General features: G+C 38.1%; 20 protein-coding genes and 2 pseudogenes. 14 read left to right on the top strand and 8 right to left on the bottom strand.

Going from position 1 to position 25,890, the window contains the following annotated elements:
• Positions 1-267: 267 nt before the first annotated feature.
• Positions 268-399: pseudogene (locus RCG17_RS08075) on the top strand (transposase); the annotation flags it as partial.
• Between the two features lie 300 nt (positions 400-699).
• Here RCG17_RS08075 and RCG17_RS08070 read toward each other — a convergent pair.
• The gene (locus tag RCG17_RS08070; RefSeq protein ID WP_308174675.1) at positions 700-1,680 is read right to left on the bottom strand and encodes an MBL fold metallo-hydrolase; all 981 of its coding nucleotides are present in this window, start codon (positions 1,678-1,680) and stop codon (positions 700-702) included.
• Between the two features lie 308 nt (positions 1,681-1,988).
• Between RCG17_RS08070 and RCG17_RS08065 the strand changes: the two genes are divergently transcribed.
• The 5 genes from RCG17_RS08065 to RCG17_RS08045 all read left to right on the top strand — a co-directional run bounded on the left by RCG17_RS08065 (position 1,989) and on the right by RCG17_RS08045 (position 6,538).
• Positions 1,989-2,873, top strand: a complete 885-nt coding sequence (locus RCG17_RS08065; protein WP_308174674.1) for a cation diffusion facilitator family transporter — start codon at positions 1,989-1,991, stop codon at positions 2,871-2,873.
• A gap of 30 nt (positions 2,874-2,903) precedes the next feature.
• Positions 2,904-3,599, top strand: a complete 696-nt coding sequence (locus RCG17_RS08060; protein WP_308174673.1) for a DsbA family protein — start codon at positions 2,904-2,906, stop codon at positions 3,597-3,599.
• A gap of 1 nt (position 3,600) precedes the next feature.
• Complete coding sequence (locus RCG17_RS08055; RefSeq protein ID WP_308174672.1) at positions 3,601-4,017, top strand: disulfide oxidoreductase; 417 nt, start codon at positions 3,601-3,603, stop codon at positions 4,015-4,017.
• A gap of 228 nt (positions 4,018-4,245) precedes the next feature.
• Positions 4,246-5,886 carry a copper resistance CopC/CopD family protein gene (locus RCG17_RS08050; RefSeq protein WP_308174671.1) on the top strand — a complete coding sequence of 547 codons (1,641 nt, stop codon included), beginning with the start codon at positions 4,246-4,248 and terminating at the stop codon, positions 5,884-5,886.
• Between the two features lie 25 nt (positions 5,887-5,911).
• Positions 5,912-6,538 (top strand): YcnI family copper-binding membrane protein, encoded by a 627-nt coding sequence (locus tag RCG17_RS08045; RefSeq protein WP_308174670.1) that lies wholly within the window; start codon positions 5,912-5,914, stop codon positions 6,536-6,538.
• Positions 6,539-6,581: 43 nt separating this feature from the next.
• On the opposite strand, the gene RCG17_RS08040 is transcribed toward RCG17_RS08045, so the two are convergent.
• Positions 6,582-7,613: a HoxN/HupN/NixA family nickel/cobalt transporter gene (locus RCG17_RS08040; protein WP_308174669.1), complete on the bottom strand. Its 1,032-nt coding sequence runs from the start codon at positions 7,611-7,613 to the stop codon at positions 6,582-6,584.
• Positions 7,614-7,928: 315 nt separating this feature from the next.
• Between RCG17_RS08040 and RCG17_RS08035 the strand changes: the two genes are divergently transcribed.
• Positions 7,929-8,531 (top strand): cell wall hydrolase, encoded by a 603-nt coding sequence (locus RCG17_RS08035; protein WP_308174668.1) that lies wholly within the window; start codon positions 7,929-7,931, stop codon positions 8,529-8,531.
• A gap of 148 nt (positions 8,532-8,679) precedes the next feature.
• A complete protein-coding gene (locus RCG17_RS08030; RefSeq protein WP_308174667.1) occupies positions 8,680-9,816 on the top strand; it encodes an HAD family hydrolase in 1,137 nt (378 codons plus the stop codon).
• A 74-nt stretch (positions 9,817-9,890) separates the two neighbouring features.
• On the opposite strand, the gene RCG17_RS08025 is transcribed toward RCG17_RS08030, so the two are convergent.
• The 6 genes and pseudogenes from RCG17_RS08025 to serA all read right to left on the bottom strand — a co-directional run bounded on the left by RCG17_RS08025 (position 9,891) and on the right by serA (position 17,037).
• On the bottom strand, positions 9,891-11,024 hold the full coding sequence (locus tag RCG17_RS08025) for a GerAB/ArcD/ProY family transporter (RefSeq protein WP_308174666.1): 1,134 nt from the start codon (positions 11,022-11,024) through the stop codon (positions 9,891-9,893).
• A gap of 7 nt (positions 11,025-11,031) precedes the next feature.
• A complete protein-coding gene (locus RCG17_RS08020; RefSeq protein ID WP_308174665.1) occupies positions 11,032-12,153 on the bottom strand; it encodes a GerAB/ArcD/ProY family transporter in 1,122 nt (373 codons plus the stop codon).
• Between the two features lie 14 nt (positions 12,154-12,167).
• Positions 12,168-12,401: a hypothetical protein gene (locus RCG17_RS08015; protein WP_308174664.1), complete on the bottom strand. Its 234-nt coding sequence runs from the start codon at positions 12,399-12,401 to the stop codon at positions 12,168-12,170.
• A gap of 5 nt (positions 12,402-12,406) precedes the next feature.
• The gene (locus tag RCG17_RS08010) at positions 12,407-13,600 is read right to left on the bottom strand and encodes a Ger(x)C family spore germination protein (RefSeq protein ID WP_308174663.1); all 1,194 of its coding nucleotides are present in this window, start codon (positions 13,598-13,600) and stop codon (positions 12,407-12,409) included.
• A gap of 23 nt (positions 13,601-13,623) precedes the next feature.
• Positions 13,624-15,219, bottom strand: a complete 1,596-nt coding sequence (locus RCG17_RS08005) for a spore germination protein (protein ID WP_308174662.1) — start codon at positions 15,217-15,219, stop codon at positions 13,624-13,626.
• Between the two features lie 205 nt (positions 15,220-15,424).
• Positions 15,425-17,037 (bottom strand): annotated as a pseudogene (gene serA / locus RCG17_RS08000) (phosphoglycerate dehydrogenase).
• A 492-nt stretch (positions 17,038-17,529) separates the two neighbouring features.
• Between serA and RCG17_RS07995 the strand changes: the two are divergent.
• The 6 genes from RCG17_RS07995 to RCG17_RS07970 all read left to right on the top strand — a co-directional run bounded on the left by RCG17_RS07995 (position 17,530) and on the right by RCG17_RS07970 (position 25,607).
• The gene (locus RCG17_RS07995) at positions 17,530-18,828 is read left to right on the top strand and encodes a homoserine dehydrogenase (RefSeq protein ID WP_308174661.1); all 1,299 of its coding nucleotides are present in this window, start codon (positions 17,530-17,532) and stop codon (positions 18,826-18,828) included.
• A gap of 43 nt (positions 18,829-18,871) precedes the next feature.
• On the top strand, positions 18,872-19,786 hold the full coding sequence (gene thrB, locus RCG17_RS07990; RefSeq protein WP_308174660.1) for a homoserine kinase: 915 nt from the start codon (positions 18,872-18,874) through the stop codon (positions 19,784-19,786).
• Between the two features lie 176 nt (positions 19,787-19,962).
• Positions 19,963-23,208 carry a winged helix-turn-helix domain-containing protein gene (locus RCG17_RS07985; protein ID WP_308174659.1) on the top strand — a complete coding sequence of 1,082 codons (3,246 nt, stop codon included), beginning with the start codon at positions 19,963-19,965 and terminating at the stop codon, positions 23,206-23,208.
• A 142-nt stretch (positions 23,209-23,350) separates the two neighbouring features.
• On the top strand, positions 23,351-24,022 hold the full coding sequence (locus RCG17_RS07980; protein ID WP_308174658.1) for a GntR family transcriptional regulator: 672 nt from the start codon (positions 23,351-23,353) through the stop codon (positions 24,020-24,022).
• Positions 24,023-24,036: 14 nt separating this feature from the next.
• Positions 24,037-25,254 (top strand): L-2-hydroxyglutarate oxidase, encoded by a 1,218-nt coding sequence (lhgO, locus tag RCG17_RS07975; protein ID WP_308174657.1) that lies wholly within the window; start codon positions 24,037-24,039, stop codon positions 25,252-25,254.
• Positions 25,255-25,283: 29 nt separating this feature from the next.
• Positions 25,284-25,607 (top strand): DUF3870 domain-containing protein, encoded by a 324-nt coding sequence (locus RCG17_RS07970; RefSeq protein ID WP_308174656.1) that lies wholly within the window; start codon positions 25,284-25,286, stop codon positions 25,605-25,607.
• Positions 25,608-25,890 lie beyond the last annotated feature (283 nt).

Raw genomic sequence — 25,890 nt, 5'->3', positions numbered from 1 at the left:
AGGGGAGCCTCCTCAGCGCGAAAAGCGCCTGTGGGGTCTCCCCAGCCCCGTACTCCTGCAGGAGTCTTCGTGCCTTCCGCGCCAATCAACGAGTGTTTTAATAGAGTCCTTCAGCTCAACTAATAAATCAAAAAAGTGGTGAAACCAATGTTTAAGTCAAAAGATTATAGCCAAAATGAATATGAATTTGTATCTATTGATGAATTGGTACCTGATGATCATCTTCTTCGTAAGATTGATAAATTTTGAGAGGAAGACATCAGGTGAAACATCGCAGACTCAAAAGAGCTGCACGGGCTTCGCTACTGTCGGTTACGGGGATTGAAAAATGCAAGTGAACAGGCTCTTCTTACTGCAGCCTGCCAAAACATAAAAAAGATTGCAACACACTTAGCAAAATTAAATAAAAAAGTGTGTTGGAATACAATTGTTTGGTTATTTTGCCTCGCTGTTGATTGGAGCGGAGGGCACTCGACTCCTGCGGGATCAGAGGTCACTGGAGACCCCACAGGCGCAAGCGCCGAGGAGGCTCCAGGACCTCCCCGCGGAAAGCGAGTGCCCGTAGCGGAAATCAACAGGCCCATATGCAGGAACCATCAAAAAAATTTAGTATTTAAATTCTGGTAAAATAAAAAAATGCCGAGAAAATACCCCTTTCTCGACAATCTGAGTGGATCTAAATTGATCCACTTTTTTCTATTAAGATACAACTTTAAATTGCCAAACTCCATTGATAAGTTGTTTTTCTATTTTCCCTTGCATTTCCAAGTAATCGAGATGACCGATAATTTCCGACATAACCAGGCCAAATTGCTCATAATAAATATTTTTGTACCATGTGACGGCGATGTCACTGGCTGTTGTAATCCCCGACTTGATCAGCTTGATTAACCGCTGGCATTTTGCTTCTGTACGCTCTAATCTTTTCTTAATTAAATCATTTGGATTTTTAATCAGGTTTCCGTGACCTGGATATACCAAACTTACATCTAGCTCCATGCATTTCTGCAAAGATTTTATGTGTTGTGACAAGGTAGGCAGCCTCTTTCCGAATTCGTCAGGTTCAACTAGAGCGTTACTAGAGATATGTTCAAGTAACAGGTCACCTGCAAATAACCAGCTTTCCCTTTGATTCCAAAAGGCAAGTTGATCGGGAGCGTGCCCAGCAATCTCTACAATATCCAGATTAAATAAGGATTTAGAGGTAATGCTCCTAATATCAGCTTGAAGAGTATTACCTTTATTATCAAAAGCAGCTTTTTTTAAATAGGCAATCCTTTCTTTGGCGGTTTCCCCACAGCCCATTTCTTGATAAAGCTTTTGATAAAACTCTATCCTCATTTCAAGAAAGTCTTTATCCCTTTTTAAGCGGGGAATCGAAAGGGGACTCGTGTAGACAGGGATCGGATGCTGCGAAACGATTCGGTTCACCAGTCCAATATGGTCAATATGGTGATGGGTCAAAATAATTTCCGTTAAATCCGTTAAGGAAAAACCATTATTCCTTAAGGCAAGATTTAAAGCTTTCCAGCAGTCTTCGTTATTCCAACCAGCATCTATGAGAGAGAGGGAATTCTCCCGTTTAAATAAAAAGAAATTTACCGTTTTTAATAAACTGTCAGGCACGATAATCGGAAAAACCTCACAGCACTTCTTATCAACTTCAATCAACAAAGGCACCTCACATTGTAACTTTCAAAAAAATTTTAAATCCATTAAATTAAAAATTATAAAAATTCAGAATAAATTATATTATACCAATACACCATCTTTAGAGCAAACAGTTTGCATACTGTTGCAGAAATTATATGAGCCTTTTTACTTCAACCAACTTTTTTGGTCTAATATAAAAATTTTTCAAATTAACTAGAATCCTTTATAGGGGAAAATCTTTTGCTCTAGACCCACCCAACTTTTATTTGTTAAGATTTTTAAGTATAGTTGAAAGGTAACCGTTTTTCGTTTGAAGTTTTTTGGGGTGAGTTGACATGGAGATGCGGGAATCAATATCAAAAAAGGTGTTATTAATTAGTGCCTGGAGTAATGCCATATTGGCAATCGGTAAAATTTTAATTGGTTGGTTAGGTAACAGTAATGCTGTCTTTGCAGATGGAATCCATTCGGGGACAGATGTACTAACCTCGATTATTGCCTTATTTATTATTAAAATATCCAATAAACCAGCAGATGAAGACCATCCGTATGGCCATGGGAAGGCTGAGGTAATGTCATCGAGCATCGTTGGCATATTATTAATCCTTGTATCCTTTTATTTAGGATACCAGGGCTTAATCGGACTTATTGAACCCTTCCAGATCCCTAGTATTCTGACACTTTATGTGGCCGTTTTATCCTTTGGTATCAAGCAATACCTTTATCATTACTCAGTACAAAAAGCAAAACAATTTAAGAGTAAAGCCATTGAAGCTATTGCTCTAGATCATAAGGCAGATATTGCTGCATCATTTACGGCAGCGATTGGGGTTGTTTTAGTCCATATTGGGGTAACTATTCATATAGGCTGGCTTCTTTATAGCGATAAAATTGCCAGTATGATTGTTGCCTTGTTAATTTTAAAAATTGCCATTGAGATCTTAGTGGATTCCTTTAACATTCTGCTTGAACGGAATATAAAGGGGGATGTTCTTGCAGACCTGAATCAAATCATCTCTCAGTTCAATGATGTAAAGAGGATTGACCGCGTGAGGGCTAGGGAACATGGACACTACATAATGGTTGATGTGAGAATATCAGTCGATCATGACAAAACAATTGAAGAAGGGCACGACCTAGCCAAGCAAATAAAATTTACACTCATGAAAAAGTATACTAATATTGAAGAAGTACTTATTCATTTAAATCCGTATTATTAATCATTGAACTATTTTGAGGTGTTCGAGTATATGGCTAATTCAAAAAAAGGTTCTAAAAATTCTTCCGCAAAATTCGTATTTTGGATCGTCGGTTTAGTTGCTGTTTTTATTATTGGCTTTATCTTTCTAGCCCCGCATAAAAGCCAAAACACGACAACTCAGAAGGAAAAAATTGATTACACGAAACAGCCTTACATTGGTAAAAGTACGGCACCTGTTTCCATTATCGAGTTTGGAGATTACAAATGTCCAAACTGCAAAAATTTTAATGCAAAGGTTATTCCAATCATTAAACAAGAGCTCGTTGATACAGGAGAAGCGAAATTGTATTTTATGAATGATTCCTTCATTTATACAGATTCAACACGTTCTGCAAAGTTTGCTGAAGCGGTCTATGCGGTTCTTGGGAATCAAACATTTTGGAAATTCCACGATTCTCTATATCAAAAACAACCTGAAGACAGCAAATATGAAAAAATGGATGTATATGATGAAAAATTTCTCACTGACACTCTAAAAGAGGTTGCCAGTGATGAAGATGTAAATAAGGTTGTGCAATATTTCGATGCCAAAAAATCGGATGCGGCCTGGCAGAAGGATATGAGTCTAGTTGAAAAGCTCAATGTAACTGGTACGCCTACGATTTTTGTTAATGGTAAATTGTTTGATGGAACAACCTTTGATGACCTAAAGAAGATGGTTGATCAGGCGGCAAAGGAGAAATAGGATGAATAAATCTTTATTACTTTCTTGGCTTGCGGCCGTCATTGCTACATTGGGCAGTTTATATTTAAGTGAGGTCCTTCATTTTATTCCTTGTACACTTTGCTGGTATCAGAGGATTTTTATGTACCCACTTGCCATTATTTTGGGGATTGCTTTTTATCGAAATGACAAAGACATCTATCGTTATACGCTCCCGCTATCGATTATCGGGATGATGATTTCAGGGTATCACATTCTATTGCAAAAGGTCCCATATCTTCAACAGTTTGAAATGTGTAAAACTGGGGTGCCCTGTTCGAAGGATTACCTGAATTTGCTTGGATTCATTACTATTCCAATGATGGCATTTACAGCATTTACAATCATAACTATCTCACTTGCAATCCTTGTAAGGAGTGAAAAGCACCATTCCAATTAGTGGATGGTGTTTTTTGCTATATTATTTGGGTGTTTTTTAACAAGAAAATTGTTGTAAAAACATAATTGCGAAGCGATGTTAAAAGCAAACAAGAAATAAAACATTTGTAACAAAAATATGTTGTTTATAAAAATTATTTCTTATATGATAAAAATTAATAGAAAAATATTCCTAGGTATTTTAGGTCTTTAGCCAAGGGTGTAACTGCCATAAAGAGAAGGGTGACAGATGATATTTAATAAGAGAATTTTCATCTATATCATAACAATTTCAATTATTTTCTTTTCCTTCCCGACTCTTTCTTCCGCTCATGCTTATATTATAAAATCTTTCCCTGTGGACAACCAGAATCTCCACCAGCCTCCACAGAATGTAAGTATTGAGTTTAGTGAAGAAATCCAGCCATCCTTTCATTTTATGCAAGTCATTGACCAGAACGGGAAACGTGTTGACCAAGGCAATGAACATATTGAAAGTAATAATCCTAAAATTTTGAAGACAAATGTAAAGCCCAATCTTCCAGTCGGTATTTATACCATAAAGTGGAAGATTGTTTCTGCTGATGGACACCCCGTTGATGGTGTTATTCCGTTCCAAATTGGTAAAGCCGGTAGTCAAATTTCTCTTCTTAAAGGAAAAACTTTGGGCTATGTTCCACATCTGGATCTCATTATCATTCGTTGGGTCCAATATATTAGCGGAGCCATTTATATCGGGATGCTCTTTTTTTATCTTTGCATCCTGCCAAAAGGGAGCTTACAAAGTGCATCGATGGAGAAGCAATATCGATGGGTCTTTAACGTTGCCTATGTTTTGTTATTTTTAAGCATTTTCATTAGTTTACCATTAGAAGCCGTAGTTCAGACAAATCGCAGCTGGTTAGATGTATGGGACCTATCCATCTTAAAAGAAATGATTTCGAACTCTACATTTGGCCAAGTATGGTTATATCAATTTATTTTGACTCTTCTTTTGGGTATTTTCTCGTTTCGTATGTTCGCTAAAAAAAATAACGGTTCTTTATGGATTGCCTTCATTATTGGGATCACTGTAATCGTCTTAAAGGCTATGACAAGTCATGCATCATCAGCTGAAAACAAGATTCTTACCATTACAATGGACAGCCTTCATTTGGTAAGTGCTTCTATTTGGATTGGAAGTCTTATTGCCATGCTCACTTTCCTTCCTTTAAGGAAAAAGGAAGAAGGGAGAATATTCTTTAGGGGCATCGTCCACTTATTTTTTCCATGGGGAGTATTTTTGGTTTTCATATTAGCGGCTAGTGGTGTATATAGCAGTTTTCTTTATATTCCTACCATAAGTTCAATCTTCCATACGAATTATGGAAAGGTTTTGTTAGGAAAAATAGTTCTATTTTTCATCATGCTTTTATTTGCATTCGTGAATTCGATGAAGGCAAGGAAACTTAAACCTAATGGATGGCGCTTTACTTTATGGGGTGAAGCCATAACGGGACTTGCTGTCCTGGTGATGGCAGTTATTTTAACCAATTTGCCTACAGCGATGTCAGCACCTGGTCCATTTAATGAAACGAAAGCTTTGTCCAAAAACACTATTTCATTAAAAATTGGCCCAAATATAAGCGGACAAAATACATTCAATGTTGTCATAAAAGACCAGAGAGGTAAACCGATTACGAAGATAGAACAAGTGAGCCTAACGTTTACTTCAAAAGAAATGGCAATGGGTGATAATACAATAAATGCTCAAAAAAAGGAAACTGGCCGATATCAAGCACAAGGAATGTATTTCAATATGGCTGGGCGTTGGAATGTGCATGTCCACGTACTGACCAAATCATTAGAGGATTTAGATGCCGATTTTTCTGTTTTAGTGGGTAGTCAGTAAAAATAATAGACAAAGGGGCTTTACAATGAAGAAAATAGCGAAAAACCTCTCCAAAATTTCATTAGCAACAATCTTGATTCTCAGTCTTTTCAGCAGCATTGCCAGTGCACATGTAGAAGTTACTCCAAAAACATCACCAACAGGTGAAGAGGAAACCTATACAATGAAGGTTCCAAGTGAAAAAGATATTCCGACAACAAAAATTACCCTAAAAATGCCCAAAGGTGTTGAATTCGATTCATATCAACCTGTACCAGGTTGGAATTTTACAACTCAGAAGAACGCAAAGGGGGAAGTAACAAGTATTTCCTTTGAAACAACCGGTGAAGGGATTTTACCTGAGCAATTTCAGCAATTTATCTTTGCAGCAAAAAATCCTGATCAAGCAAGTCAAGTGGCATGGGATGTATACCAATACTATAAGGATGGAAGTATTGTTGAGTGGACAGGTGATGAAGGTTCAAAATCACCACATTCGATTACGGATATTTTGAAAGAATCAAGCGGACAAATGCCAGGCATGACAATAAAGCAGCCAAAGGAAACGAAAGCAGCGGCAACAACCACCAACAATTCGGTTCCTTTTATCTTATCAATTGTTGCGGTTTTATTATCGTTAGTAGCGATAGGTCTTGCTTTTCGTAAAAGATAAATCAGATTAAAAAGGGACATAGCAAACAGCTATGTCCCTTTTACTACATCTTCACTGGAGGGCTCCATTTTTCTTCAATTTTAAATACCTTCCAGATGATAAAGGAAATTCCCCAGGAAAAGATAAACAGAATCACTAGTAGATAGCCTATTGAACTAATATTTAGACTTTGAATCCATCCCCAGACGCCGCTCGTGAGCCGTAATTTTTCTGAAAAGACCTGTGCTAACTCAATAATCCCAATCAGGAGGGCAGCGGTTACGGATAACGTTGTAACGGTCAAATTATAATAAACCTTACGCAGTGGCGTGGAAAAAGCCCATTGATAGGCGTTTGTCATAAAGATCCCATCAGCTGTATCCATTAAACTCATACCCGCTGCAAATAGAATGGGAAGTGATAATATTCCGGAGATAGGCAATGCTTCTTTTGCCGCACCTGCGGAAATGGCCAATAAGGCAATTTCACTTGCTGTATCAAATCCTAAGCCAAAAAGAAAGCCCAACGGATAGGCATGCCAGCTTTTATTGATCAATCTAAAAAGCGGGCCGGCAAAACGAACTAAGAAACCTCGATTTAATAAGAGATCCTCCACTTCTTTTTCGTTATATCTTCCTTTGCGCATTTTAAAAAAAACTTTTTGCAAATCAGCTAGGATGAATGCATTTAGGGCACCAATAAATAATAAAAAAGATCCTGATACCATTGTTCCAATGATACTGCCAAGTTCTTGCCAATGCTGGAGCTCTCTTTGGGCCCATTGGACTGAAATCGTTAATAAAGTGGCCATTAAAAATACAACACTAGAATGTCCCAATGAGAAGAAGAAGCCTACCCCGATAGGATTTTTCTTTTGTTGAATTAATTTTCGAACCGTATTATCAATGGCCGCAATATGATCTGCATCAAATGCATGTCTCAAACCAAAGGTATAAGAAAGAAAAGCCATTCCAATTAATAAAGGATGTTGTCTTGCGCCATTAAGCAAGCAGGAAAGTCCGACTATATGTAAAGTAAGTACGCTTAAACTATAGAGAACCCAGCTTTTCTTTAATACTCTTCTGAATTTCTGCAAGCCATCATCCCCCGACTAAAGACTAACTTTATTTTTATGATAATGTTTGTTCCGTACTCTAATCAATATAAATAGAAAAATGCCACGTAATGTTCTAGAAATATGGTGTAAAAAAACAGTAATACCTTGGAATAACCTCTAGTTTTTAGGAGAATTCCTTTACTTGGATCAAATTTCCTTTTTAGAAATTGATAGCTTGATAGCAATATAGAAAGCCTCTCTTTTCTCGTTTTCCATTTTTTGGTGAATGAAACCTTATGTTACAGCTGATAGCCTTGTAGTAGAGACAACAACACAACTACTAGGAGGTAACACATGAAGAAATTTAAAAAACTAGTAATTGCTGCTGGATTGATCTTATCAATGTCGGCATTTACCTTAAATTCGAAATCAGAAGCAGCTACAACAGGTACGATTCATAAAGTACATGCTGGCGAAACTTACTGGAAAATAGCAAAAGAGTTTGGTGTTCCGTTAAATAGCTTAATGGCTGCCAATCATAATGAAAAACTATATGCAGGTGAAAATATCGTATTGCCATATGGTACAATCTCAGCAGCAGATAAGGAACTAATGGCACGTCTTGTACATGCTGAAGCTGTCGGAGAACCATATGCAGGTAAAGTGGCAGTAGCAACAGTCATTCTAAATCGAGTAAAAAGCCCGGATTTTCCTAACTCGATTCGCAGTGTTATTTATCAAATTGCCAATGGTCATTATGCCTTTACACCTGTAGAAAATGGTCAAATCAATCAGCCTGCCGATTATGCATCTAAAAAGGCTGTAAATGAAGCGATCGCTTATAGCGGAAGAGGAAATGGATCGTTATTTTTCTACAACCCTAAAACATCAACAAGTTCTTATGTTGCTTCACGTCAAGTGACTGTACAAATTGGACATCACGTATTTGCTAAATAATGAAACTGAGCTGGTTCAAAAATGAACTGGCTCTTTTGCTATGCTTTTTTACTTCTCATCTATTATAATTTCATTTATAGTTATGAATATATATACAGATTTTCTATAGTGAATAAGTGTGAAAGCAATTGAAGAAATGAGGAAAACGATGATAAAGACGATTTTATTTGATGTGGATGGGGTTCTTCTTAGTGAGGAGCATTACTTCGATGCGTCAGCACTTACGGTTTGGGAAATGCTGATTAGCGAAAATTACTTAGGACTTATGCCGGCAAAATTTAAAACTGATTACACGGAAGCAGAAATAGCAGCTATACGAGAGACCGTATTTAAAAAAGATACTGTTTTAGAGCTGCAAAAGTCACGTGGTCTTAATGCCAATTGGGATATGATTTACTTGACATTCAGTTACCAGTTGCTGCATCTTTTGTCACAAATCAAAGAAAGGGAATCCGAAAAAATTAAGCGCTGGTTAAGTAAGGAGATTGATCGAGACATTATATTGGAAATAGCACCCGTGCTATCCCAATATAAAGTAGCGTTTGATTTTGGTAAATTCAATGAGGATTTTGAGAAGTCATCGGAAACAAAGCAGGGTTTAATGGATTATCTTAATATTCTTGCTTTTGAAAAGTTAGGGGTAGAAACAACGATTTTTTCAGGTAAAGGTGCGCTATGGTCTGTTTGTGAACATGCTTCACAGGAATGGTATGTAGGGGACGAACATATTATGGCATCAACAGGAAAACCTTCCGTTCAGCTTGGAAAAAAAGGATTTTTAGCCAATGAAACAACGACAGGTCCGGCACAGGAAATGAGCAAGCTTTTTCAATATTTGATCGACAAAGGGATTTTCATTGGGATTGGAACAGGCCGCCCAGCGCTTGAAACGATCCAGCCATTTAAGCATCTAGATTGGTTAAAATATTTCCAGGATAATCATATCATCACGGCAGATGAAGTTGCGAGTGCAGAGTTGGAAGTTCCAAAGGGAGTTTCTCTCTCCAAACCAAATCCGTTTACCTATGTCAGGGCATTAAGGGGCAAAGAACATTCTGCGCTAGTATGTATAAATGAAAAATTACCGATTGAAAATGGAAATGATGTTTTAATTGTCGGTGATTCATTAGCAGACTTATTGGCCGCTAAAGAAATGGGCTGCCACTTTGCTGCTGTTTTAACCGGTTTATCAGGTCAAGAGGCAAGAAGCGACTTTGAGGAACACGATGCTGAATATATCCTTGAACATGTATTAGATGTAAAGGATTTAATTGAGAGGATATAATCTTCTCATTCTAACTAGTGGACCAAATCTTATGGATTTGGTCTTTCCTTAACTAATTATGGTTCAACATTGTGCTAAGAGTGCATGTGGGTAGCCCCCGTTTTATTTTTACTGAATACCTTTTTAAGAAGTGTAATAAGGAATAATATGAGAGGGATTCCAGTTTGCAATGGCCAGTGAAGATAGATCGGAACCCACTTTAAGCCTACCTCAATATGTTCTGTAAAGTTACTCGACATTCTTATAGATGCGATCAGGATCAAACTGCAAAAAAGCAGGAGGCAATAATTATGATGTCTTTTCTTTTTAAGATGAATTAAATCCTGAATACCTAAATATCCTGCGTAAAAAAAGACGGTAATTTTTACAAAAACCCCCAAGATTAAAGTCCCGACAACAATAATATCCAACCTCTGAATGAAATTTGCGATATTTACCTTTCCTATGGTTTGAAGTAATGGAAATTGAGAAACAGTCGCACCATTTGTACCAATGACCGAAACTTCAAGTGCAATCGTTAGGCTTAAGATGAATCCGCTTGCCAGTATCGCATAAAGCCCAATGCTTTTTCCTAATTTAGGCGTATTTAATAGGGGGAGAATCATCGTAAAGGCAATCATTTCGCCGAAGGGAAAAGTATAGGTCTGTGTGTAAACAGTAGTAATAATTAGATTCCATCCATTATCCAAAAAGGGAGTCAAGTTTTCCGACTTGATAATTCCAGATGAAACTGTCGACAAAAAACCCAGAAAACCTAAAAAAATCATAATAAAAAATATGGCTTCGGCCGTTCTCCCAATTACTTCGATACCTAAATAAATTCCATAGGTAATTAATAAGATCATTAACCCATTTATGACGATTAAAGGGGTCTCCGATAAAGTGGTAGTTATCAAGAGGGCTCCAAAATCACGCAATACCCTTGCGGCAATATACAAGAAATAACCGATATAAATAAGTAATAAAGGAACGCCAATATAATTCCCGACAATTTGTTTTATATAACCAGTCAGAGAGTGACCAGGATATTGATAAAACAGAAAACTATAAATCAAATATAAAGGCAGACTGCTCACCATTCCCAACAAGATTGCTAGCCAGGCATCTTGTTTCGCTTGCAATCCCACTCCAACAACAATCGAGCTTCCAAGTTCAAACAAAAACATAAGACAAAATAATTGAAAAGGGCTAATCTTGGCTGTCTCCATGTAAACGTTACCTGCTTCCCAATATATTATTTCTTCGCTTGTTAAACCCAATTTTGATTGTATCAATTCCTAGTAATAGAAGTGGAAATAGTATTCCAAAAAGCAACACAATAGGTGTCCATGACTTGAAAAGAAAAGTTTGGAAAAAGATAATATTTGGTGACATGATGTTCGCAAAAAAGATCACAATCATTCCAAACGGAAATGACAGCATTTTATATTCCTTTAAATTGAAGATCTGGGCAAAGCTTAAGGACAATGAATAAAAAGATATGGTTGTTTTGATGAATATGGCTATAAATACCATCCCACCAGCTAGAACTTCAATTCTTTGAATGAAATTGCCGATATTGACTCTTTGCGCTAATACGTAAATCGGGTAGTTTAATTGTGTGGTTTGATTAGGGCCAAGCACGAGAATCGCCATTAGGACAATAACAAAAATGATCATACCTCCTGTTAAAGTACTGAAAAATAATACTTTACCTAATTTCCTGGATGGAGATACAGCTGGTGTAATCATTAAGAATACAATGATATCTGCAAAAGGAACTCCAAGTGATAAAAAAGCTGCTTTAATAACCGGCTTTATTCCGTCTTCTACTAGCGGAAATAAATTTTTAAGATGGATTTCAGGGAGTAGCATGAAAACTAATAGGAAAAAAAACATCATAATCCACGGAAGAACAACTTCAGAAGTTCGGGAAAATACTTCAAGCCCAAGGCGGGTTCCGTATACAACAATTAACATAAATGTAATTTCAATCGCGGTAATTGGTGTTTCTGGCATAATATGTGTAGTAATGAAGTCCCCGATGATACGCAGCAACCCAGCAGTTAGAACTAAAAAATAGAAAAAAAACAGTAATGACACACCTTTGCCTGCCCATTTTCCGAGAACCTGTTCACTCATTTCAACTAATGTTAATTGTGAATAACGTTTTACTAGTGTTGCATAGAAAAATACCAAGAGTAAACCACTGGAGAGTCCAATTAGCATACTGATCCAAGCATCTTGCTTAGCTACTGCTACCATTAAAAAGGGAGCCAATAAGAGGGAGGTTCCAATTTCAAACGTCATGACTAAAATAAATAACTGCGTATGAGATATTTTGCCTTTTTCTAACATTTTGTTACCTCCACTTATTTTAAAAGTTCACCAAACATATTGGTTAGAGGTTTAATAAAAAGAATAATCCAATTAAGCGGATTCGGTATCTGGACTCCAAACGACATAAGAACAGGAAAACAAGTTCCGATTGCTAGGAGAATACAAAAAGTGACACTTTCTTTTTTTAATTTTTTCTTTATCATTTTGGGCAATTCATAAAGAGTTATTAATACAGCAATAGAAATAATGGCAAGAGAGGATAACAAATCGTTTACTCCTTTTCCTGTTGTAAAAATGATTGATTTACTGCACCTGTTCGTCTGATTTTAAATTCTGAGTGTATGGTAACAGGGACTTTAACAAATTCTTTGTCCCAATTGTTTTTTAGGCTTTTCCATGCTTTAGGATCTGCACGATGGATTACTTCACCAAATCCAAATACGTCGACACCCAGTTCTTTTGCTTTGTTAATAGAGTTTTTGACAGTATCAACATTCACTTTATCAGTGTTTTTTTCCAATTGGGTGATGGCATCCGGCTTTGTCAAATCAACGTGACAAGAAACCTCGCCAATATTTGCTTCTGATGAAAGAGAAATATCTATTTTGGGCTTTCCATTTACAACCTTACCTTTAATCTTTGTTTTGGAACGAATAATTTCTACGACCAATTCTCCCTTTTTTTCACAAGGTATATGACCAACGGTGCTGCGGACATTATTCATGATATAGTTGTAACCTTTACTCTCATTTTCATTTAACCAGCCAATTAAATTATCTTTCTTAAATACCGCAATGTTTTTATATTTAAGACGGGCAAATGGTTGAATTCTCTGGACATTTTCGACGGACTCTCCTTTTGGACCATTGCCATGAATGGTTATCCCTGTAAGAACAGGGTTAATCCCATCGCTTGTTAAAGCTGCAATAAGTTCATCCAATTGGATGGCAACTGTTGGTGCCCATGCTCTCTCAGATGTCTCGAGGGAGGAGCGCATTTTATGGGCGGGTATTTTTTCAATAGATGTCAAATTTCTAAGAATTTCTTTGGCTTGGATGTTTTTAGAGACTACGATGTAAAAATCCTTGCGAAACTCGTTGTCTCTTGTAAAAAAGTCCAATATGTTATTTAGACCATCTTTGGCTACTTCCTCACTAATGACAAGCATTTGCAGATGTGACCAATAAAGTTTTCTTGGCGAAACGGTTGTCATCCTGCGGACAGCTTCAAAAAGATGCTTTCCCTTTTCATCATAAGTTGTTACGGGTGCTCTGCCGCCGCCTCTCGCGCTAACGGAAACTTCGCCCGGGTCAACCACTTGTGTAGAGATTGAATATTGATTTCCGGATTTATCTATTGACATGGCTACAACTAAGGCAAGTTCATTCAGTTCTCTTCTGTTCCAACATCCAGTAAGAATTGGGATGAGAATAAGAGTTATTAGGACTAAAGGTAAGGTTTTCATCCTATTTCACCTTTTCAATTAGACTACTTTCCGGGTTCTGGTCTAGAAGCAGCTGGGGGTGCTTCACGCTTTATATTTTTTTGGCTAATTAATCGTGGACGACTAAATAAGGCCCATTGTGGAAAACGGATTACTGTATCTTTTAGGTCATCTGGTATTAGAGGACTTATTGGAGCCATGTAGGGAATGCCAAATGAGCGTAAAGAGTTTAAATGCAATAAAAGAGCCAAAATTCCTACGGTAATTCCATAAAGTCCAAACGAAGCAGATAGCAACATCATTCCAAAACGGAGCATTCTTATTGAAATGGCCATATTATAGGCTGGAAAAACAAAATTAGCAATTGCGGTCAGTGAGACAACAATGACCATGGAGGCCGAGACAATCCCAGCTTCAACGGCTGCTTGGCCGAGAACTAATGCTCCAACAATGGAAACGGCTTGACCAACAGCCCTTGGCATGCGTATTCCTGCTTCACGGAGGATTTCAAAAGCAACCTCCATTATAACTGCTTCGACAAATGCTGGAAATGGAACTCCTTCACGCTGTGCAGCTAAGCTTATGAGGAGCGGTGTTGGCAGCATCTCCTGATGGTAGGTAGTCACAGCGATATAAAAAGACGGCCCTAGCAAAGCGATTAAAAAACAAATCACTCGCAATAATCTCAAAAGGCTCGAAATATCGGCACGCTGATAATAATCTTCAGGAACCTGAAAGTTTTGGATAAATAATGAGGGAACAACTAGAACAAAGGGTGTTCCGTCCACAAGAATAGCGACCCTGCCTTCAAGAAGACAAGCTGCAACAACATCAGGACGTTCAGAGTTAAATATGGTTGGAAAAGGAGTAAAGGTATCATCCTGTATCAATTCCTCAATATATCCACTTTCCAAGACCCCGCCAATATCAATTTTGTCTAAACGATGATGTACCTCTTTAACTACCTTGTCATTCACAATTCCATTTATATACATAATGGCAATACTTGTTTTTGTTACTTTGCCTATCTGTTTTTGTTCGCAATAAAGATTTGAGTCTTTAATTTTTCTTCGTACTAAAGCAGTATTTGTACGGAGATTTTCCGAAAAGCCTTCACGAGGTCCTCGGACAACTGTCTGTGAAGTAGGCTCTGAGACTCCCCGATCTTCCCAGCCGGCTGTTGAAGCCGAAATCGCTTCGCAAAATCCTTCTATTAAAATGACAGTATTTCCAGATAAAACATCAGTGAATAATGTTTCAAAATCTTTAATATCAGTAATTTTCCCAACGGTCAAAATACTATCTTTTACCCGTTGAATGATTTTATTCCGAGGATGATACACCGTTTCGGAGCCTTTTTGATTGATATCTATCATAAGAGATTCAAGAATAAAGTTTTGGATGACCGTTGAATCAGCCAAACCGTCTGTGTAAATGATTGCAGCATGAATAGATGCATCAAGGCCGATCGTAAAAGTCCTAACGACAACGTCTGAGCTCTTTTCAAATGTCTGGTTAATCCTTTGCAGGTCCTGAGAAAATATACCTGTAATGAATTCAGGAGATGAAGGTTCTTCTTTTTCGAAACTTTTTTTTATCTTTTCTCTCATGCTCTTTTTAGAGGTGCGAAACAAATTCATATTTCTGGATTTCCTCTCGAAAATGGGTGGTGGAATATTATTACATAAAAGGTGGATAAACCTCCTAATTTTTAATATCTTCCATAACTGCAAATTTTATGACACATTTCAAAAGTAATTCAAATAAGAAAGGCAAAAAACCTTCCAAATTGGATTGGAAGGTTTTTTGCCTGAATGGTATTTGGACCAAGGAATTTTCTACAACTTATTTATTTGGAAATTCTGAATCAGCATTTTCTAGTTCGAGAATTTGAGCTTCCTCTAGCCCCTTGATCTTCGATAGTGCATTAATAACTTCGGCATCTAACGTTTTATCAAGGGTTAACACCATCAATGCTTCACCGCCAACAATGGTTCTTCCTACTTGCATCGTACCAATGTTAATTTGATAATCTCCTAGCAAGGACCCCACTTTGCCAATCATCCCTGGAATATCTTGATGCCTAATATACAACATGAATTTTTCAGGTCTTACATCGATCCGATAGTTATTAATTTTGACGATTCTTGCTCCATAGCCATTTAGGACTGTGGCGCCAATGCTTGCGGTACCATCTCCATTAGCAACCGTTAATTCCATATAATTGGCAAACCCAATGTTTGAGGCATTCTTTTGGACATTGTAGGATACCCCTTGCTCTTTCAAAAGATGAAACGCATTAATAAGATTGACAGAGTCACTTAAATGGTGGGATAAGACTCCTTTCACCATCGTTCGGGTTAATAAATCGGTATCTTCCTCAATCAGTTCACCGAAATAATTGATTTCAATTTTCTTCGGTGCTTTCTTCAATAAAGGAACGACGAGGTGCCCAATCTGTTCACCAAGCAGTAGATATGGTTTCATTTTTTGCTGCGTCTCACCGGACATTTGCGGCATATTGACAGCATTTGTGACTGATTGTGTTTCAAAAATATCGATGATTTCAGCACTTACTTCTTGTGCCACTTTTTCCTGGGCTTCCACGGTTGAAGCCCCAAGGTGCGGTGTCACGATAATATTTGGATTTTCAAGTATTTCCGGGTCTGCCACAGGTTCCTTTGAGAAAACATCAAGTGCTGCACCAGCTACATCGCCGGACTCGATGGCTTTGACCAATGCTTTCTCATCAATAATTCCGCCGCGAGCACAGTTAACGAAGCGTACACCTTTTTTTGTTTTTTTCAAATAATCCTCATTTATTAAATTTCTTGTTTCATTAGTTAATGGTGTATGAATCGTTATAAAATCAGACTCACGTGCAATCGTATCTAAGTTTGCTTTGGTGATCCCCAATTTTTTGGCTCGTTCTGAAGAAAGATAGGGGTCATATCCTAAAATATTCATTCCGAAGCTTTTCGCCCGTTTCGCCACTTCTGTTCCGATTTTCCCCATTCCGATAATACCAAGGTTCTTTTTGTACAATTCAACGCCCTTAAAGGAGTTACGGTCCCATACCCCGCCAACCGTCACTTTGTATGCCTGTGGGATTTTTCGAGCAAGGGCAAGCATCATGGCCAATGTGTGCTCGGTGGCGGCAATCGTATTGGCCCCCGCGCGTTAATCACGATAATTCCTTTTTTGGTTGCAGCATTCACGTCAATATTATCAACACCAACTCCAGCCCTGGCAATAACATGAAGTCGATCCGCATTTTCCAGAAGCTCGCTAGTCACCTTTGTTTGACTGCGGACAATGAGGGCATCATACTCACCGATAATCTTTGCCAGTTTTTCAATCGGTAATGTTGGCTGACGTTCAACAACAAAATTTGGATGATTATAAAGACTTTTTAAGCCAGAATCACTGATTCCGTCTGTTACTAATACTTTATACATGCAGAAACTTTCCTCCCCTAATCTTTCCCCATTTTTATATACATGTAAATTCTATTATCGAATCCCCAAACCCATACAAGATTTTAAAAAAAACGCCCCTCTTAACAGATAAAGTACCTTGTTAAGGCGGGACTTGGAACTATCTGTGTGTTAGGCATCTTTGCTGTCGAACATTTTAAAACTACAAATATAGTATAAAGCCATTCAGACCTTGACGGGTATCTTTTTTAATTTGTGGAATTTTTCTAAATTTATTATAATAAATTTGATATTTTGAAAAATAATCTACAACCGATAAATAAGTATTGTAAATAGATTCAGGGAATATTAAACGATCAAAAAGTAGGTAACATAGGAAAATTTTTTTATTTCAATATAATATAGACTCTTTTAATGAAATTACCTATTGAAAAAAAAGGAAGAGAGTCATATAATGTCTACTATATATACACAATTGTTCGCTCGGGATAGACAAAGTTTGGAGGAGATTTTGTGAAGGCTATATCTATTGGATTACTTGGATTAGGCACTGTAGGCACAGGGGTTGTGAAAATTATTAACGACCATCAAGATAAATTAATGCATCAGGTGGGATGTCCTGTTGTGATAAAAAAAATTCTTGTTAAAAACTTGAATAAATCAAGAGGCATTGATTTGGATACAAGTAAATTGACTACTGTTGCTGAGGATATATTGGATAACCCAGAGATCGATGTTGTCATTGAAGTGATGGGTGGAACAGGGATTACAAAAGATTATTTACTAAGAGCATTAATGAGCGGGAAGCATGTTGTAACAGCCAATAAGGATTTAATGGCATTACATGGCTCGGAGCTTTTAAGGGTTGCTTCGGAAAATGGCTGTGATCTTTTCTATGAAGCAAGTGTTGCCGGCGGAATTCCAATCCTTAGAAGTCTCGTCGATGGCCTGGCTTCTGACAGGGTTACGAAAATGATGGGGATTGTGAATGGAACAACAAATTATATCTTAACGAAGATGAGCAAAGAAGGCCGTGCCTATGAAGAGGTCCTAAGGGAAGCACAAGAATTAGGATTTGCGGAAGTCGATCCTACTTCTGATGTGGAAGGATTGGATGCTGCACGGAAAATGACCATTCTGGCTACTTTAGGTTTTTCGATGCACATTGATTTAGCTGATGTTCGTGTCAAGGGGATTTCACAGGTTACCGAAGAGGATATTCGCTATGGAAAGCAGTTAGGTTATACGATGAAACTAATCGGATATGCTCACCGTGAAGGGGAAAAAGTAGAAGTAAGTGTTCAGCCAACCTTTTTAGCAGATGACCATCCGTTGGCATCCGTTCAAAATGAGTATAACGCAATATATGTATATGGAGAAGCAGTGGGGGAAACGATGTTTTACGGTCCAGGAGCCGGCAGTCTTCCAACAGCAACATCTATTGTTTCCGACCTTGTTGCCGTAATGAAAAATCTGCGTTTGGGAGTAAATGGCCGCAGTGCCGTAACACCGCAATATCCAAGGCAATTAAAGGACGATTCGGAAAAATACGCTAAATACTTTATCCGCCTTCATGTTCAAGACGAAGTAGGGGTATTTGCAGATATTACAACCGTTTTTGCTAAATATGGGGTAAGCTTTGAAAAAATCTTGCAGCTTCCGGTTAAGAAAAATGAAGTAGCTGAAATTGTTTTAGTGACTCATCATTCTTCCTATACAAATTACGAAAAGATTTTGCAGGAATTAAAAGATATGAGTGCTGTCAAGCAAATCAAAAGTTCTTATCGGGTTGAGCGGGGAATAAAACTATGAGATGCTTGAGCAGTTGCAGATTTAATAAAGGGAGTGTCAGACCATGACTCCGAATGAACGATTTTTAATTAAAGTACCTGCCAGCAGCGCCAACCTTGGACCAGGGTTTGACTCAGTTGGAATTGCAGTCGATCTGTTCTTAACCTTGGAAGTAGAGTTGAACGATAGGTGGGAAATCCGCTCTGCAGATGAGGAATTAAACCAATTTCCAACAGACGAGCGACATTTTATTTGCCAAGTCGCGATCAAGACAGCAGAAAAATATCAGAAAACATTACCGGCTTGCAAGGTGTTGATGACGAGTGAAATACCTTTGGCAAGAGGGCTTGGCTCGAGTGCTGCAGCCATCATTGCCGAAATTGAATTAGCGGATTTAGCAGGGGAACTTGGATTATCCCGAGAGGAAAAGCTGGAAATTTCAACTGAAATGGAAGGACATCCTGATAATGTAGGGGCTTCCCTTTATGGCGGTCTTGTGGTTGGCTGTTATCAGAATAATGAAGTGGATCTCATCCCATTTTCAGACCTTTCCTTTGAAATGGTGGCCATGATTCCTGAGGAGACATTGTTAACAAAGGTTTCCCGTGAGGTCTTGCCAAGTAGCTTTAACTATAAAGAAGCAGTACAAGCTTCGGCCACCAGCAACTTGTTAATTGCTGCACTTCTTAATGAGAATTGGGCTCTTGCGGGAAAAATGATGAAGCTGGATCTATTCCACCAGCCATACCGCAGGTCGTTAATTCCTTTTTATCAAGAAATTGAGGATGCGGCGCAAGAACATGGTGCCTTTGGTGTTGCCCTTAGTGGTGCAGGTCCAACTGTTTTATGCTTTGTAGAAAAAGGGTCAGGAACAGCTTTAGCAGCAGAATTACAAAAAGAATTTAAACAAATGGCAGCCAAAGTCTTGAACATCGAAAATAGCGGCAGCCGTGTTTGTAAAATGGAAAAGGTTCTATAGATGAAAAGGATACTCTTAGCGGAGTATCTTTTTTTGCCCTAGAACCTATTAAATAAATAATAGATTCTGTATTTATTTTCAAGAAAACATCATAACAATATTAATAAGATTACTTTTTAACCCAACATATGGTAAAATAATCAAAAAATTAGGAATAATTAGGAGAGGAATTTTCCATGATGCTGCCGATTATCCAGTCAAAGCTGCAAATTCCGGTTGTCAAAGACGAGTATATTAGGCGCTTAATGTTGACGAAAAAGTTAAGGAAAATACCTGAATACCCATTGACCATTGTTCATTCTGGGGCGGGATATGGAAAAAGTACCGCTCTGGCATTATTTATGAGGGATGAAAAAATAGCGGGATGCTGGTATTCTGTCTCCAGCATGGATGATGACATTCTGCCTTTTTTAGGCTATTTAATTCAAGCGATTCAAAAAATGGTCCCTCATTTTGGAAATGAGCTTTTAACCTATATCGAGACAATGGACAAGTATATTCGTGATGAGGAAATCAACCTGCTGTGCTCCCTATTTATAAATGAGCTTTTAGCCGTTCAGACTCCAATTATCTTAATTGTGGATGACTTTCACCAAATAGAACATTCCTACACGGTTAATAGTTGGATGGAGAAACTCATTGATCATATACCTTCAAATTTACATCTAGTGATCTCAAGCAGAAGCAGGCCAAATTGGAAGGTTCTTTCGAAAATGAAGGTCTGCGGGCAGTTACTAGAAATCGTCCGAGAAGATCTCGTCTTAACGCTCGAGGAAATGGACTTACTCTTGTCCGATCTGTTTGGGGTAACGGTCAATCCTGCTCAATTACAAATGATTTATCAAATGACCGAAGGGTGGGTCATTGCTCTATGTATGATCGCACAACAAATTCCAAATGATATGGAAAGTCTTCCAGAATACTCCTCCCATTCACTCCAAGATCTATTCCAGTACTTAGTCATGGAAGTATTTTTAAACCAACCTCCTAAGATCCAACAATTTTTAGAGCAAACCTCCATTTTTGAAGAAATTGATGAAGAAGTGTGCAGCAGCGTCATCGGAATGAATGGTTTTGCCAGTATGCTGGAACAGCTTAAGGAGCGAAACCTTTTTCTCCAAAAGGTTGGAACCCAGCAATATCGATACCATGCCTTATTTAAAGATTTTTTGGAAAGTCAATTCCAGAATAACCATCCAGCCCAGTTTATTGACCTTCATGAAAAATGCGCACAAATGTTTGAAAAAAAAGGAATGTGGGAGGCAGCGCTATATCATTATAAAAAAATCAGAAAGTTTAGAAGGGTTGGTACTATTCTCATCAATAATGGGAACCGATTGATCGAAAGCGGAAAGTTGGAAAGCATTTTTGAGTATTTAAAGTTTATTCCTTTAGTGGAAATGGAAAAAGATGATCATCTATTGTATTTAATGGCGGAAGTTTACCGTTATCGTTCCAATTATCAAGTGGCTGAGGAGTACTATCAAAAAGCATTTATGGGCGCTAAAAGTAGACAATCTTATATGGGGATGAGTAAAGCGCTTGAAGGAAAAGCGAAGATCTTTTTGGACACCATCCAACCTTATCAGGCGGAAAGACTATTGTATGAAGCGATCACCTACAGGGAAAAGGGATTGGAAAGCTCTGAGGAAGAAATGGGAAGATTATATCAGCTATTAGCCGAGAATCTATTAAACTTGGGGAAATCAGCAAAAGCAGAAAAGTGGCTGCAAAAAGCCAAACTTTTAAATTATCACAGTGTGGATGGGAATTTAGAGGCAAGATTATATTTACGAACAGGAAGGTTTGCGGAGGCAAAGAAAATCCTGTTAGATAAAAAAAGGGAATTGGGGGCTTGCAATCTAGCATCATTACCCCAATCCCACCGAGAGACAAATCTATTATTATCTTTAATTGAAGCATTTTCAGGTGAAGGAGAAAATGCCAAAGTGCTGGCACAGGCAGGGATTCAGCAGGGGATTCGTTTAAAGGCTCCGATGGTAGAGGCCTGCGGTTGGATCCGAATGGGGCATTCTGTACAACTTTTAAACCAATATGAGCTGGATTTAGCGAAAAAATGTTATGAAACCGCATTGGAAATTATGGAACAATTGAATATTAACAGGGGAAAAGCAGAACCGTTGATGGGTCTTTCAATTCTGTATGGAATAAGAGGTGATTATGAACGATCGATGGAAGCAGGAAATAAAGCATTGCAGGAGACCGAAAAGGTTTGTGACCTCTGGCTATCTGGGCTGATTACCCTTTCAATGGGCATTACATCGATCTATCATGACCAATTTGCTAAAGCATTAGCCCTTTTAGAAAAAACAGAGTCATTGTTTGCGCATTGTGAAGATCGCTACGGTCAAATGCTATGTAAATTTTGGCTTGCCTATCTATATTATTTGGAAAAAGAACCAGAATTGTTTCTTGATGCAGCGAGTTCCTTTTTAAAATTAGTACAGGTCGATGAGTATGAATTTTTCTTCACGAAACGATCATTGTTTGGACCAAGGGACCTTCAAGTTTTTGTGCCGTTATTGATTGAGTGTACAAAGGCGGATATTCAAAAAAACTATGCGACGAAGATTCTATTCAATATGGGAATCACTACCTTCGATACCCACCCTGGTTATTCAATTAGGGTACAAACTTTAGGTGAATTCAAAATTTGGCTGGGAGAAAAGGAAGTTGGTGAAAAAGCGTGGCAAAGGGAAAAAGCAAAGGAATTATTTCAATTATTGATTACGAAGAAAACGTTTATTCCTAAAGATGAAATCACGCAAATACTATGGCCAGAGCAAGAGCGGCAAAGTGCTGACCGCGACTTTAAGGTTGCCTTAAATGCTCTGCAGCACGTTTTGGAACCGATGAGAAAAGCGAGGGCCGCACCTTTCTTTGTGATTCGTGAGGGGATGTTCTATGGACTAAATCCTCTTGCTGTGATCGAATTGGATACTCTACATTTTCAAGAGTACATTCAAACTGGTCTCAATGAGCCGAAGCAGGAAACTGCCAGCGAATTCTTGGAAAAAGGTCTCGCTCTCTATCACGGGGAATATTTACCGGAGAGACGCTATGACGATTGGTGTATTAGCAAGCGTGAGAGTATGCTGGTTTATTTTTTACGGGGAGCAGAAAAGCTGGCTCAATTAAGTGTTCGGAATGAGGATTATGAGCAAGCGATATATTGGTGTGAAAATATAATCGAGCGCAACCGGACATGGGAGGAAGCGTATCGATTGTTAATGTATTGCTACTATCGAAAGAATAATCGGCCATACGCTATAAAATGGTATAAAAAATGTATCCAAGTGTTGGAGGAGGAGCTCGGTGTGCCTCCTCTTGACCCTACCAGGCATATGTACAAAATGATCATGGATGAAGCAGAATATATGGACCAAGTTGAGCAGCCCTAAATCGAATGGGGCTGTTTATTTGTAAAGCGGATTATTTTTTTAATTAAATTGGATACAATTTTACAATATCTATTGAAAAATTCGAAATATTCTTATATAATTTATTTAAATTGTATCCAATATTAAAAAGGGTGGATAACAGATGAGCAATATTAGCGAGGATAAGTCAACAGTAGTAAGTTATGTAACCAAAAATCTAAGAAAAGCCATTATGAGCGGGAAATTGAAAAAAGGGGATCGTCTTATCCAAGAAGAATGGGCGGATAGACTGAAAGTGAGTCGTATGCCGATACGAGAGGCCTTAACACAGCTTCAGATGGAAGGCTTAGTTGAGCTGGTACCTCATAAAGGTGCAATTGTTACCCCAATTACCAAGGATAATATAGAAGAAATCTACCATACTCGTGCTTTATTAGAGGGGTTGGCTGTTGAAAAATCTCTTCCCTTTTTAACAGAAAAGGATAAAAAACAACTAAAGGATATTCTCGATAGAATGGAAGGGATGAAAATAACCGATGCAACAAATGACCAATACATCCAGCTTAATTCCGCTTTTCATGAAACATTGAGGGTAGGCTGTCCATGGACGAGGGTGGAAAAAATAGTGGAAACGCTCGGTATTTCACCCATTGCACCGAATCTGCTCGTTAATTATTACCCGGAAACACAGCGGGAGCACAGGATGATATATGAAGCGGCATTAAGGGGAGATCCCGCTGAATTACGGGCTGCAGTGGAATACCATATTTTGCGTACTAAGAATAACCTGATTCAGTATATGGAAGAAATCAAAATCAAAGATGTGGGAGAATAAAGGAGGAATAGTAAATGTTTGATTTTGCTATCATTGGGGGAGGAATTGTAGGTCTATCAACAGGAATGGCAATATATCAGCGTTTTCCAAACGCAAAAGTAATAGTTTTAGAAAAGGAGTCTGCTGTTGCTAATCACCAAACAGGTCATAATAGCGGAGTTATTCATTCCGGAATTTATTATAAACCTGGCAGTTTTAAAGCACGCTTTGCTAAACAAGGCAGCCAATCGATGAGAGAATTCTGCCAGTTGCATGGGATTGAACATGATATTTGCGGAAAAGTAATTGTTGCAACGAAGCAGGAAGAAATTCCGTTGCTTGATCATTTATTTAATCGAGGATTGGAAAATGGTCTAAATATATCTCGAATAGATCCAGACCATTTAGCGGAAATTGAGCCGCATGTCAACGGCCTTGGTGCAATACGTGTCCCGATGGCAGGCATTGTAAATTATCGCCAGGTTAGTGAAAAGTTTGCTGATATTATTAGATTACATGGCGGCGAAATTCTGTTGAATACAAAAGCAGAAAAGATACAAGAGGAGCAAGATCAGGTTACTATTGAAACCTCACGTGGTACAATAAAAGCAAACATGGTCATTAACTGTGCGGGATTACATAGTGACCGAGTGGCAGCTGCGGCCGGGTACAAAACTGATATGAAGATTGTTCCGTTTCGTGGAGAATATTACAAGTTAAAACCGGAAAAACGGTATTTGGTAAGGAACCTTATCTACCCGGTACCAAATCCTAAATTTCCTTTCTTGGGAGTTCACTTTACCCGGATGATCAGTGGTGAGGTGGATGCCGGTCCAAACGCAGTATTAAGCTTTAAGCGAGAAGGATACAAAAAAACAGATTTTAATGCAAAAGATCTCGCCGAAGTTTTAAGCTATGGAGGTTTTTGGAAACTTGCAGGAAAATTTATGAGAGAGGGAATGGAGGAATATGTCCGCTCCTTTAGCAAAAGTGCGTTTACGAAAAGTCTCCAGGAATTAATTCCGGAAATTTGCGAAGATGATCTGATCCCTGCACCTGCTGGTGTTCGTGCCCAGGCATTGAAATATGATGGGAATATGGTAGACGATTTCCATATTGTAATGGGGAAACGCTCCATACATGTGTGTAATGCGCCATCGCCTGCTGCAACTGCTTCTATTGAAATTGGTAAAGAAATAGTAAGACGTATTCCTGCACAAACAAGATTGATAGAAAAGGCACAAATTGTTTAAATTACTTTTAATGAAAGAGGTAGATTCATATGATCAATGGCAAAACTCTTTTTATTGCCGGACACGCCCGTTTACCTCAAGGAATGGCAGCAAAGAATGTATTTGAAACATTAACGCTCACAGTGGAAGTTGATAAAAAATATGGGGTGATCCTTGATGCCTCCTGTACCTTAGCTACTGAACATGGACGGCAATTCATAGGAAATCTACTAAAGGGTTTCTGCTTAAAAGATGGTGCAGATGAAGCAATTGCAGCCATCCAAACGTATTATCGCGGCAAGGGTGCCAATGCGCTTATAGCCGCACTAAAAGATCTCGAACTCCATTATCAGCAAATCAGATTGGAAAAGTAGAGAAATTGTTTGATAGGCAATTGATAGAGGTTAATTTTTAAAGAAAATATTTGTAAAATTTAAAACAATTTGACAACACAAAACAAACTTGTTACACTGTTTATATTATTATTTATAACATGTTACCTTTAGAAAATTGCCTTTTCAAAAACGTGAACAGTTGTAAATATTGGAAAATGGGAAAATAAATAACAGAAGACTGTATATTCACTGTGACTCTACTTCCGTAGAGCGGTGAAGTGAATAAAAGCCAGTTGTGTAAAGAAAGTTCCTAATTTGTTAG

The sequence above is a fragment of the Neobacillus sp. PS3-12 genome, assembly GCF_030915385.1.
Classification (GTDB): Bacteria; Bacillota; Bacilli; order Bacillales; family Cytobacillaceae; genus JAEVLT01.
This window is presented reverse-complemented; position numbering and strand designations above follow the sequence as displayed.